At 66.1% G+C, this 12,082-nt stretch carries 9 protein-coding genes, 1 tRNA gene and 1 pseudogene; 8 read left to right on the top strand and 3 right to left on the bottom strand.

Features of this window, described 5'->3' with window-relative positions; all coding sequences use genetic code 11:
- Positions 1-245: 245 nt before the first annotated feature.
- Positions 246-1,337, bottom strand: coding sequence for a COX15/CtaA family protein (locus tag ACN0WF_RS10890; protein WP_417772834.1), 1,092 nt, complete (start codon positions 1,335-1,337; stop codon positions 246-248).
- A gap of 224 nt (positions 1,338-1,561) precedes the next feature.
- Here ACN0WF_RS10890 and ACN0WF_RS10885 point away from each other — a divergent pair, with 224 nt between their 5' ends.
- Complete coding sequence (locus ACN0WF_RS10885) at positions 1,562-1,792, top strand: DUF2842 domain-containing protein (protein ID WP_417772833.1); 231 nt, start codon at positions 1,562-1,564, stop codon at positions 1,790-1,792.
- Here ACN0WF_RS10885 and ACN0WF_RS10880 read toward each other — a convergent pair.
- Positions 1,767-2,849 carry a polysaccharide deacetylase family protein gene (locus ACN0WF_RS10880; protein ID WP_417772832.1) on the bottom strand — a complete coding sequence of 361 codons (1,083 nt, stop codon included), beginning with the start codon at positions 2,847-2,849 and terminating at the stop codon, positions 1,767-1,769. The genes ACN0WF_RS10885 and ACN0WF_RS10880 overlap by 26 nt on opposite strands.
- 125 nt (positions 2,850-2,974) lie before the next feature.
- Here ACN0WF_RS10880 and ACN0WF_RS10875 point away from each other — a divergent pair, with 125 nt between their 5' ends.
- Complete coding sequence (locus ACN0WF_RS10875; RefSeq protein ID WP_417772831.1) at positions 2,975-4,201, top strand: GNAT family N-acetyltransferase; 1,227 nt, start codon at positions 2,975-2,977, stop codon at positions 4,199-4,201.
- A 104-nt stretch (positions 4,202-4,305) separates the two neighbouring features.
- Here ACN0WF_RS10875 and ACN0WF_RS10870 read toward each other — a convergent pair whose 3' ends face one another.
- Positions 4,306-6,579, bottom strand: a complete 2,274-nt coding sequence (locus tag ACN0WF_RS10870; protein WP_417772830.1) for an exopolysaccharide transport family protein — start codon at positions 6,577-6,579, stop codon at positions 4,306-4,308.
- A 174-nt stretch (positions 6,580-6,753) separates the two neighbouring features.
- On the opposite strand from ACN0WF_RS10870, the gene ACN0WF_RS10865 reads away from it, so the two are divergent.
- The 6 genes and pseudogenes from ACN0WF_RS10865 to ACN0WF_RS10840 form a co-directional block, all read left to right on the top strand.
- The gene (locus ACN0WF_RS10865; protein ID WP_417772829.1) at positions 6,754-7,311 is read left to right on the top strand and encodes a polysaccharide biosynthesis/export family protein; all 558 of its coding nucleotides are present in this window, start codon (positions 6,754-6,756) and stop codon (positions 7,309-7,311) included.
- Between the two features lie 135 nt (positions 7,312-7,446).
- A complete protein-coding gene (locus tag ACN0WF_RS10860; RefSeq protein ID WP_417772828.1) occupies positions 7,447-8,685 on the top strand; it encodes a glycosyltransferase in 1,239 nt (412 codons plus the stop codon).
- 12 nt (positions 8,686-8,697) lie between these two features.
- Positions 8,698-10,248: an undecaprenyl-phosphate glucose phosphotransferase gene (locus ACN0WF_RS10855; RefSeq protein WP_417772827.1), complete on the top strand. Its 1,551-nt coding sequence runs from the start codon at positions 8,698-8,700 to the stop codon at positions 10,246-10,248.
- Positions 10,248-11,507 (top strand): O-antigen ligase family protein, encoded by a 1,260-nt coding sequence (locus ACN0WF_RS10850; protein ID WP_417772826.1) that lies wholly within the window; start codon positions 10,248-10,250, stop codon positions 11,505-11,507. Before ACN0WF_RS10855 ends, ACN0WF_RS10850 begins: the two co-directional genes overlap by 1 nt.
- Positions 11,508-11,585: 78 nt before the next feature.
- Positions 11,586-11,662, top strand: a tRNA-Pro gene (locus ACN0WF_RS10845).
- 270 nt (positions 11,663-11,932) lie between these two features.
- A pseudogene (locus tag ACN0WF_RS10840) lies at positions 11,933-12,078 on the top strand (IS3 family transposase); the annotation flags it as partial.
- Between the last annotated feature and the right edge of the window lie 4 nt (positions 12,079-12,082).

Below are 12,082 nucleotides of genomic sequence, written 5' to 3'. Positions count from 1 at the left end.
TCGCAGGGACGGAACGGCGGGGATGGCGCTGCGGCTTCGCGGAGCAGGCGGGGGGCGCATGTGGCCCCGCGCCTGCAGCCGCGGCGGACCCCTGGGCCTGGCCTGGCCGACCCCGGGCCCGCCCGGGGGCCCGAACCCGCCCCCCGCCAAGGCCGATTGAGGTCGCCCCCGCGCACGAACGCAACCGGCCGCCCGGACCCTCCGGGCGGCCGTCTTGTTTGACGAGGAGAAACCCGGGCGTTCAGTCAGCGCGTCGGCGCAAACCGGGCCCGTGCCCAGAATTCAAGGCAGGCACCGAGAACGACGACGGCGAAGCCCTGGTGCATGAGAGCCAGCGTGAAAGGCACCTGACCAAGAAGCGTTGCGATGCCGATCGTCATCTGCGCCAGCAGGCACAGCGCGGCAAGCGCGCTCGCCCAGCCGAGTTGGCTGCCAGCGGCGCGGCGGCGTACCGCGAGCGCGAGCAGGACGGCCAGCGCGACGACGGCATAGCCGGCCATGCGATGCTGGAACTGGACGGTCAGCGCGTTCTCGAAGTGATTGAGCCAGGCCGGGGTCTGGATCCACAGGCCGGAGGGAATGAACTGCCCGTCCATCAGCGGCCAGGTGTTGAACGTGTGGCCGGCCTTCAGCCCCGCCACCAGGCCGCCAAGAAAGATCTGCACGAAGAGCAGCGCGACAAGCCCCGCAGCCGCCCCGGCAAAGGGGCGCGCATCCGCTTGCGCACGCGCCCGCCCGATGGGCGCGAAGGCCAGATAGCGGGCCAACATATAGAGATAGGCGAAGATCAGACAGGCGAGCGTCAGATGGGTGGCCAGACGGTACTGGCTGACGTCGACCCGGTCGACGAGACCGGAGGCGACCATCCACCAGCCGACGGCGCCCTGCAGACCGCCGAGCGCGAGGCCAACGACAAGCCAGGGCTTCAGCCAGTTCTCGACACGCCCGCGCGCCCAGAACCAGACAAGCGGCACGAAGAAGGCAACGCCGATGAGACGGCCAAGCAGCCGGTGGGACCATTCCCACCAGAAGATGACCTTGAACTCCTCGAGCGACATGCCCTTGTTGATGAGCTGGTACTCGGGAATCTGGCGGTATTTCGCCAGTTCCTCCTCCCACTCGGCGAGCGACAGCGGCGGAATGACGCCGTGGATCGGCTTCCACTCCGTGATGGAGAGGCCGGACTCCGTCAGCCGCGTCGCGCCGCCAACGATGACCATGGCCAGGATCATGAGGCAGATTGCGTAGAGCCAGAGGCGGATCGCCTTGCGATCGCGCGCGATCCTGGCTGGTTCGGTGCCCGGAACCGGGGTCGCGGTGGCCGTGGTGTCGGTCATGGCTGGCTCTGGCTGAGTGGATCCCAAGGGCTCTCGCGGGAGCGGAACGGCGCGGCTCTCCGCCGCTGTCCGAGCGCTGCAAGCCCGCGACAAAGGGGTTACAGACCGCGCCGGGGAATGACAAGGCCTTTGCGCAGGGCTTGACCTTGCACCGGCTGTGACACATTCACTCAAGCGGGAAGCGGCTCCGCCCCCGGAGCCCGGCAACAGGAACGAACCGCGATATGCCCAACCGTCTGCGCAAGTTCATCGGCATGGTGCTGCTGGTCGCCTTCGTCATCGTCTACGCCTTCGTGGCGATGGTGATCGGAGACATGACGATGCAGGAGGCCTCGGGCGCGGTGCGCATGCTCTATTACGGCATTGCCGGGCTGGCCTGGACGGTTCCCGCCGGCGCTATCATCTGGTGGATGGAACACGGCTTCCGGCTCAGCCGCAGGCAGGATGCGGATTGACCACGTCGCGAACGCGCCGCACGAGATTGTAGACGGGAAACGGCACGCCGGTGAGATACTGGGAGACGACGGCGGCGTTCTGGAAATAGCCGTTGAGCGAGACACGTGGCAGCGCCATGCGGTCGGATTTCGCGCAGATCATGCCCGGCCGCGTGGTCATCGCCGCGCGAAACCCGAATTCGGCGACGACCTCGCCCGCCTCGCTGTTGACGGCGGCCTCGTAGCCATAGGGATAGGCGAAACACGCCGGGCGAACGCCCAGCTCCTCAGACAGCCGCGACAGGCCCTTCGCGACATCCGCGTGCATGCGCTCGCGGGTGAGACGGGCGAGCGCGAAATGGTCGTGGGTGTGCGCGCCGACGGTGAACAGCGGATCGGCCATCAGCCCGCGCAGTTCCTCCCAGGACAGGATCAGCTCCTCGGCCAGCGCGGTCAGGTCGACGCCGTGTCGCTCGGCCAGCCGACGCAGCTCGAGACGCTGGGAATCCTCGCCAAGTTCGCGCGTGAACCAGTGCAGAACATGACAGAAGACGCGCGCCTTCTGCGCACAGGTCGCGGCGGGAAAGCGCTGCATTCCCCGTCCGACAGGAACCTCGATCGTTTCCGCCCTGGCAACGATGCGCGACAGCGCCTCCCACCAGATCTCCGCCGTCCGGTCGACGAAGCCCGTGGTGACGAAGATGGTGAAGGGCACGCCGTGACGTCGGAGCACCGGATAGGCGTGGACGAGATTGTCGCGATAGCCGTCGTCGAAGGTCAGCGCGGCGAACCGCTTGCCACCGCCGGCGGGTGCGTCGATGCCGCGCGTGACGGCTTCTTCCAGCGAGACGAGTTCGATGCCGGCAGCGCGGATCTGGCGAATGGTGTGGTCGAGGAACTCCGGCGTCACGCGCAGATGCGCATTGGGGTCGAACCCGCGCGGCGCGCAACCGGGCTGGACGCTGTGCAGCGTCAGGATGAGACCGCGTCCGCCGGTCAGGGGCATCAGCGCGCGACCGATCCCGCTCCGGTCGAGCACCGCGCAACCTGCTGCAAGCAATCCGCGACGCAGATCCATTCCTCAAAATTCCCCATGGCCACCGTTCGATACGGACACTATCGACGTTTTCTTTAGAACTCCTTGCTACTCAGAAGAGCAGAACGGTACGGGATGCCAGCGCTGTCGCGCGGCGGGGGGAAGGAATGGCGGAAGCACTTGCGAGATCGACCGAGCTCTTTCAGGCGCATGATTTCGAAGACATGGACGTCGAGGCCATGAGGCTTGACGCCCTGCTGGAAACCGGCGAATTCGCGATCCGCGCGGTCAGCGACCCTCATGCGGTCGAAGCCGAATGGCGCCAGTTGCAGGACCACGCCTTCGGCACGCTCTTCACCAGCTACGAATGGCTGTCCTCCTGGTACGACCGGGTCGGACGCGGGCGCGGCATCGAGGCGCTGATCGTTGTCGGCGAGCTGGAAGGCAAGCCAGCGTTCCTGCTGCCGCTGTCCTACCGGCGCAGGGCCGGCGGGCTCGCCACGGTCGGCCGCTTTCTCGGCGACTTCCACGGCAACCAGAATTCGGGCCTGTGGCGACGGGACATTCTTGCCGGCATTCACGCCAAGAGCCTGCACAAGGCGCTGATCCGGGTCGGAGCCGAGAACGGCGTCGACCTGTTCGATCTCAAGTATGTGCCGGCAACGCTCGACGCCCGCATTCATCCGCTGGTCGACAACAAGGCGGTGGAAAGCCTCAACGCCGTTCACGCCTTCCCGCTGCAGCCGGATTTCGACACGCTCTACAAGGCGCGCCGCAGTTCCAGCGCCCGCAAGAAGCTGCGCACCAAGGAGCGCAAGCTGGCGGAGGCCGGCCCCCTCACCTTCCGCCGTGCGGACGATCTCGAAACGGCGCTTGCCTTCCTCGACACCCTGATCGCACAACGCGGCGTGCGGCAGGCGAGCCAGGGCATTCCCAACGTGTTCGACGTGCCCGACATGCGCGCCTTCCTGCGCGAGCAGTTGAAGCGCTCGCTCGAGGCCGGCGACGACCGTTTCATGATCTATGCGCTGGAGTGCAGCAGCGAGGTGCGCGCCACCTATCTTTGCGGCATGCAATACGACCGCTTCCACGCCTATACCAACAGCATCGACGAGGACGCGGCCGCCTGCAGTCCGGGCGACCTGTTGCTCAACCATGTCATCGCCGATGCCTGCGCGCTCGGGGCGACATGCTTCGACTTCGGGCTTGGCGCCGAGCGCTACAAGACGGCCTGGGCGGACAAGGAAGTGCTGCTCGACGTCGACGTTCCAGTGACGCTGCGCGGCAGGATCATGCTGGCGGCGATCCGCCAGGTGCGCTCCGCCAAGCGCCGGATCCGCAACACGCCCGCCCTGTGGCAAAGGGTCAGGCAGCTTCGCAAGCTGGTCGGCTGACGGATTTCATCTCTGCAAGACAGCGAAAAGGGACGCCCGCATCCGCCGGCGTCCCTTTTTCGTTACCGCTTGCCTTTCCCGCAAGAAATGCAGGCCGCGCGCCCCTAGGCAGCCATGTCGGAGCGCGAGTTCCCGCCGGGACGTGCGCGCGAGACACGCTCGACGACAACCGGCGCGCCCGTCTGGTCGGCCAGCATCCGGAGTGCCGCCTCCAGTTCCGGGCCGGCCGGCGAGCCGCCGCTCGCCACCACCACCTTGTCGGCCATGGCGAGGATCTGGGCGCTGATCAGCGCGTCGTCGATGAGCCCAAGGTCGAAGAAAACCTGGTCGTAGGTGTGGTCGATCGCATCCATCAGCAGTTCGAACCTGCCCCCCTGGGCGAGATCGTCGTCGATGGCACGGCGTCCGGATTCGATCACATGCGCCCGCGACGCGGCGTCCCGGTAGATGACGCCGGCGAAGGAGGCGGAGCCTTCCAGAAGCTCGGCGAAGCCCGGCACGGCTTCCGGGTCGGCAAGATCGGGGCGAACCTCCAGGAAGAGCGGCAGCACGCCGTCCTCGGCGGCTTCGCGCACGAGGCGGAAGGCCACCCCTTGCGAGGCCTCGTCGCTGTCGACCGAGAGAACCGCGACGCGGCGCGGGCGGTCGCCCTCGCCCTGCATCGCCGCTGACGCCGCGCCGGTGTCTGCCGCGGCTTCCGCGAGATGCGCACGGGTCTCGGCAATCAGATCCTGGTCCTTGGGCTTGGCAGGCGTGGCCTCGCCTTGCGGCTCAAGCGGCTCGTCCGCATCCTCCATTGTTACATTGCCGGTCGCCGGGGACTGCCAGTTGCCGGAATAGCTCGCCGAAGGCGCGGCCGACGCATAGCCACCATAGCTGCCCCCCAGGGATGCGGGAACGGGCATTGCCTTGTCACGACCGGCAGGCGCGCTGTCGTCGCCGTCCTCGGCAAGCGGGACGCTGGCGAAGGCACGCCCGGAGAGAAACTGGCCGAGTACGACGACGAGGGCGCCGAGAATGAAGGTGACGAAGGTGAGGATGCCGACGATCGGGCCGGTCTTGGGCCAATAGGGCTCTAGCGGCACGGTGGCGCGCGAGATCACACGCGCATCCGCGCCGAGAACCGGTGCGTTGCGCCGGGTGTCGGCCTCGCGGTAACGGGTCATGAGCTGGTCGAGCTGGGTCGCCTTGACCTGCGCCTCGCGCTCAAGCTCGCGCAACCGGATCTGGTCCTCGTTGGACTTCGCGGCCCGCGTCTTGAGCTCTTCGAGCGTACGGGTCAGCGATTCGACGCGCTCCTGCTGGATCTTCGCCTCGTTCTCCAGCCCGGCGGCGATCTTTGCCGCCTCCTGGCGGATCTGGCGGTCGAAATCGGCAAGCTGCGAGCGCAGAGCCCGGATCTGCGGGTGATTGGGGAGCAGCGTGGTGGACAGCTCGGCGATTCGTCCGCGCAGTTCGACCTGGCGTTCGACCAGACGCTGGATCAACTGCGAATTCAGAACCTCGTTGGCGCTCTCCAGAGATCCGCCGGCGCGGAGCTGGCCGCGAATGAGATCGGCGCGCGCCTCTGCCTGCGAGCGGGCCGCACGGGCGTCGGAAAGCTGGGTGCTGACCTCGCCAAGCTGCTGCTGGTCGAGCGTCTGGTTGTCGGCACCCAGAAGAAGCCCCTGCCCCGAACGCCAGGCCTCCACCTTTTCCTGTGCTTCCTTCACATCCTTGCGAAGCCGCTCGACCTGCGGCTCGAGCGCGGTTGCGGCAAGATCCGTGGTCTCGCGCTTCACCGACGACTGGAGGTTCAGGTATTCCTCGACGATGGCATTGGCGACTCGCGCGGCCAGCTCCGGATCGCGCGACACGTAGCGTACCGAAATGACGCGCGATCCGTCGACGCGGAAGACGTCGAGATTCTCATAGAGAACCTTGAGCATCCGCTCCTGGTCCGAATTGCGCTCGGGATCGCGGGTCACGCCAAGGGCGACCAGCATGTCGCGGACCAGCCCGCCGGATCCGCCGGCCTCGAACTCCGGCTCGGCCGCGAGGTCCAGGCGCTTGGCAACACGGCGCAGGAGATCGCGCGACATGAGCAGCTCGACCTGACTGGCAACGCCCTCGTTGTCGAGCAGCGCGCGCTCCTCTTCCGCACCGCGCGCCTGGCCCGGATAGACCATGTCCGACGTCTCGATCAGCACCTTCGATTCGGCCCGGTAGCGGGACGGCACGATCTGCAGCACCACAAAGGCGCACACGGCGACCGCGATACAGAGCGGCAGCAGCCAGCGCAGCGACCGGCGCAGGGCAGCAAGGATGGACGCAACGTCGATCTCGACGCGCTCCTCCGCATCGGACCGGGTCATGCCAGGTGTCAGCGGCTCACTCATGCTCGCTACTCCAAGGAAATACTTGGCAAGGATGATGCCTCGCTATGGTAAGCGGAGTGTTAACCATCCCGAACCAAGTGCCCTTAATGCGTCCTCGTGAAAGAGATCGCGGGGATTCACCGCAAGTTAACCACGTTCGGCGAAATACTGGCGCAATCGCTTCAGGAGATCGGGATGTTCAGCCGTATTGCCGCCACCCTCTGCCTCTGCCTCATGGTCGCCGCCTGCAGCGGATACCGGCAGCCGCCGACGGCCTTTCACGACATTCTGACCAAGCCCTACAGGCTCGATTCGAGCGATGTCCTGCGGGTGATCGTCTTCGGTCAGCGCGACCTCAACAACACCTACACGGTCGATCAGGCGGGCTACATCTCGATGCCCCTCATCGGCAGCGTTCCGGCACGTGGACTGACCCTCCGCGAACTCGAGTCATCCATCACGAATCGGCTGAAAAACGGCTACTTGCGCGATCCGGACGTCTCCGTCGAGGTCGCCACCTACCGCCCGCTCTTCGTCATGGGAGAGGTCTCGAATTCCGGCCAGTACGCCTATGTGGCGGGTATGACGGCACAGAACGCGATCGCAACCGCCGGCGGCTTCACGCCCCGCGCGCAGCAATCCTCGGTGGATATCACCCGCCAGATCAACGGCGAGATCCTGAGCGGTCGCGTGCCGATCACCGATCCGATCCGCCCCGGCGACACGATCTATGTGAGAGAGCGATTCTTCTGACGGCACGCCGCCGCCAGAGCGCCCTTCACGCGGCGCGCGGTTAACCTGGGACTCACCGCCACCTGCTAGCTTTGCCGTTGCCTGGACCGGAAGCATAATCCGGCCGGGTGCTGCTTGCAGACAGGGAGAGTTCCAATGACTGCCGCGCCCATGCGTATCGTTCATATCGTACGCGCGCCCATTGGCGGCATTTTCCGCCACATCGCCGATCTGGCGCTTGCCCAGACCCGCGCCGGACACGAAGTCGGCGTGGTCTGCGATGCGACGACCGGCGGCGCCTTTGAGGACGCGGCAATCGCGCGCCTCGCGCCGCAGCTTGCGCTCGGCATTAAGCGCTTCCCCATGCGGCGACAGGTTACCCCCCGCGACATCGGCGCGGCCTTCTCTCTCTTTCGCCATATCCGCGACCTGAAGCCCGACGTGCTGCACGGCCACGGCGCCAAGGGTGGCGTCTTCGCCCGCGCCATCGGCACCTTGCTGCGCGCCGGCGGGCGCAAGATCACGCGGGTCTATTGCCCCCACGGCGGCAGCCTGCACTACGATGCCGGAAAGATCGAAGGGCGCGTGTATTTCGCGCTCGAGCGCCTGCAGGAGCGCTTCACCGACGCGCTCGTCTTCGTCTCCGACTATGAATACGCCGCTTACGAATCGAAGGTGCGCACGCCGCGGATCCCGGCGCGGGTGGTCTACAACGGACTGGCACCGGAGGAATTTTCCGCCATCAAGCCCAATGCGGATGCCGTCGACTTTCTCTTCATCGGCATGCTGCGTGATCTCAAGGGACCGGATCTCTTCATCCGCGCGCTCGGCGATCTGGGGAGCGGTTACGGGCTGAACCCGACCGCGCTGATCGTGGGAGAAGGCGAGGACCGGCCGCGCTACGAGCGCATGGTCGCGGAACTCAACCTTTCGGACCGCGTTACCTTTGCCGGCGCACTGCCGGCGCGCGAGGCCTTTCCCAAGGCTCGTTGTGTCGTCGTACCGTCGCGCGCCGAGGCTATGCCCTACATCGTCCTGGAGACAGTGGCAGCCCAGGTGCCGCTCATCGCCACAAGGGTGGGCGGCATTCCCGAGATATTCGGCCGCTACGCCGACCAGCTCGTAACCCCCGGATCCGCTTCAGAGCTTGCAGCGGCGATGGCAATGGTCCATTCCGATCCTGCGGCGGCATGCCGTCGCGCGGAAGGCCAGCGAAAGTGCCTTTCGGAGACCTTCAACGTCGATCTGATGAACGATCGCATCACCTCGCTCTATCTTCAGGCGCGCGAGGACCGCAAGCAGGGGCGGTCCCGGCACTGCGAAGAGAGCACGGCGCTCGCGTCCGCGCGTGCCGTAGTCAAACCGGATGTCGGTCCCAAAGGGGCAAGGGACTGAGGAGTAAGTGACATGACCTCGCCCCATTCCACGGAATTTCTGAAGGACCTGCTGCCGGCCGGCGAGACAGGCAAGGCACGTTCCGGCGACAAGGAAGACCTTGGCGCGCGCGCACCGGGCCTTTCGCCGCTGGCGCTCGAAGTCGCCTCCGGTCTTCGCAAGTCCGTCATCGCGCCGGCTGTCGTCGGCGGCACCGTGCGCCTTGTCGACCTGGCGCTGATCGCCCTGATCGGCACCGCGGCAATGCTCTCCGGTGGCGTGCCGCTGTTTTCGTTCACCTTCGCGCTGCCGCTGGCGGTGGCGCTGATTCTGGCGACGTCGTTCTTTCAGGCGGCGGATTGCTACCAGATCCCCGTCATGCGCAACGTGCTCTCGCACGGAACGCGGATCGCCGTCGCCTGGACGCTGGTGTTCCTGACGCTCTACATGATCAAGAATGTCGGCAACTTCATGCGCGGCGTCGACGAGACCGTGTTGAGCCTGTGGTACGGCACCGGCCTTGCCGCGCTGCTCAGCGCCCGCATGGTCGCCTCGATGCTGGTGCGCCGCTGGACCCGCGCCGGCCGCCTGGAGCGACGCGCCGTGATCGTCGGCGGCGGCCAGGTCGCAGCCGACCTGATCCACGAGATCGAGAACCAGCCGAACAACGACATTCGCATCTGCGGCCTGTTCGACGACCGCAAGAGCGCACGCTCACCCGATATCGTCGCCGGCTATCCAAAGCTCGGAACCGTCACCGACCTGGTCGAATTCGCGCGCATCGCCCGCATCGACATGCTGATCGTGACGATCCCGCTCAGGGCCGAGAAGCGGCTGCTGGAGTTCCTGAAGACGCTCTGGGTGCTGCCGGTCGACATCCGGCTGTCCGCCCACACCGACAAGGTCAGCTTCCGCGACCGTGCCTCGTCGTTCATCGGCACGGTGCCCTTCGTCGACGTGGTGGAAAAGCCCATGGCCGACTGGGACTCGATCGCCAAGCGCGCCTTCGACCTTGTCGTCGCGACCGCAGCGATCATCCTGCTGTCGCCGGTGATGATCGCCGCCGCGCTCGCCATCCGTCTCGACAGCAAGGGGCCGATCCTCTTCCGCCAGAAGCGCTACGGCTTCAACAACGAGGTCATCGACGTCCTCAAGTTCCGCTCCATGTATCACGAGATGGCGGACCCGACCGCGAAGAAGGTCGTGACCAAAAACGATCCGCGCGTGACCCGCGTCGGCCGCTTCATCCGCCGCTCCTCCATCGATGAGCTGCCGCAGTTGTTCAACGTGCTGCGCGGCGATCTCTCGCTCGTCGGTCCGCGTCCGCATGCGGTCAACGCGCACACCGACGAGAAGCTCTGGGACGAGGTCGTCGACGGCTATTTCGCCCGCCACAAGGTCAAGCCCGGCGTCACCGGCTGGGCCCAGATCAACGGCTGGCGCGGTGAGGTCGACACGCCGGAGAAGATCCAGAAGCGCGTCCAGTACGATGTCTATTACATCGAGAACTGGTCGATTCTCTTCGACATCCGCATCCTGCTGGCGACGCCGCTGGCGCTGTTCAAGACAGAAAACGCCTACTGATGGGCGCCGGGGCGAGCCTTTCGGCGGGACGCGGCCCCATCGGCCTCGACACGTCGCGCATCGCCGCCGCCGGCCTCTGGTTCGTCGTCTTCCTGGGCGGCTTCGTCATCCGCGAGCCCGCCCCCTATGAACTGGCGATGGTCGTGGTCCTCGGCGGCTGGCTGCTCTCGGGCGCAAGGCTCCCCGTCGCCACGGCACCGCTTTTGGTCATCGTCGTGCTTTTCATCTGCGGCGGCCTGATCTCGACGCTGATGTCCGACGATTTCGGCGAAGCGATCATGTATATCGCCGTCACCGGCTTCCTGGCGATCACCTGCCTGTTCTTCGCGGCCATCATCGCCGCTGCGCCGGAGCGCCTGTTCACGATCCGCTCCGCCTATGAGGCAAGCGCGGTGATCGTCTCGCTGCTCGGCATCGCCGGCTATTTCGGCTTCGGCCACGAGACCTTCACGCTTTACGGCCGGGCCAAGGGAACCTTTCAGGACCCGAATGTCTTCGGCCCCTTCCTTGTGCTGCCATGGACCTTCCTCGTCCATTCGCTGCTGAGCGAGCCGCTTGTCTCGCGCCCGCTGATCAGGCCGCTTCTGCGTCTCGGCTCACTGGCGATCCTCAGCCTCGCCATCCTGCTGTCGTTCTCGCGCGCGGCCTGGGGGCTTGCCGCCTTCTCCGGCCTTGGCGTCTATCTGCTGGTCTTCATCGGCACGCGGGATGCGCACGCGCGCGCCCGGCTGCTCGGCTTCGCGCTCGCCGGCACCCTCGCCTTCGCCGCTCTTCTCGTCGTTGCGCTCTCGATCGATTCGATCTCGACCATGCTCATCCAGCGCGCCAAGCTGGTGCAGGACTACGACACGGCCCGTCTCGGCCGCTTCGCACGCTACGTGCTCGGCTTCGAGATCGTCGTCGACCACCCCTTCGGGCTCGGACCGCTGCAGTTCCGCAACTTCTTTCCCGAGGACGAGCACAACACCTACATGAAGGCGTTCACCACCTACGGCTGGCTTGGCGGGGCGGCTTATCTGGCGCTTGTCATCGTCACCTTCCGGCAGATGCTGACGGTGGTGTTCCAGCCGCGCCCCTGGCAATGGGCGGCGCGCTGCGTCTTCGTGGTTCTCGTCGGCCACATGATCATGTCAGCCATCATCGACACCGACCGCTGGCGCCATCTCTACATGCTCTACGGCATCGCATGGGGCCTGATCTCGCTCGAATACGGCATGCGCCACCCCGGCGCGCGGGCAAGGCGCGAAAGCCGTCGATAGCGCGTGGAAAGCACGAGCTATGCGCTTGCGCATGACCGGCGAAGCGGTTAGGAAGAGCGGGTTCCGTCAAGGGACAGTCGGGCAGTAGCGCAGCCTGGTAGCGCACTTCACTGGGGGTGAAGGGGTCGTCGGTTCAAATCCGGCCTGCCCGACCATTAAATTCAATTACCTGGAAAATTCATGTGAAGTTGGCTCCTGTTCTCACGAACCGGGGGCCAGCTTAGTGACGGTTCGCGGTGTGTTTCCACCAGCGGTCCGCGGCCCGGCGCGAAGCCCCTCCTCGCGGTCTCCTTCTACCCATGTTTGATGGTCCTTGGGTGGCTTTCGAGGAGCGCTGCCTGCACTCGGCGGCGCTGGTCCTGATTGCCCTGCCGGCATGCGCCATGGTGTGACCGTCGGACGATCCCCTACGCAAGCGATCCCTGCTCCACCGCCATTGGCGGGCGCGGGCGGATCCGGTGACGGGAGGGCGTAAAGTTCCTCAGACTCAGCCGAAGAACAGCCGGCCCGCTGGCTGAACGACGGTTCGTGCGTCCGCCAGCGGGCCGAGTATTTCAATCACGTCTGGTCCTGCT

The organism is Stappia sp. (genome assembly GCF_048268045.1).
Lineage (GTDB): Bacteria > Pseudomonadota > Alphaproteobacteria > Rhizobiales > Stappiaceae > Stappia.
This window is presented reverse-complemented; position numbering and strand designations above follow the sequence as displayed.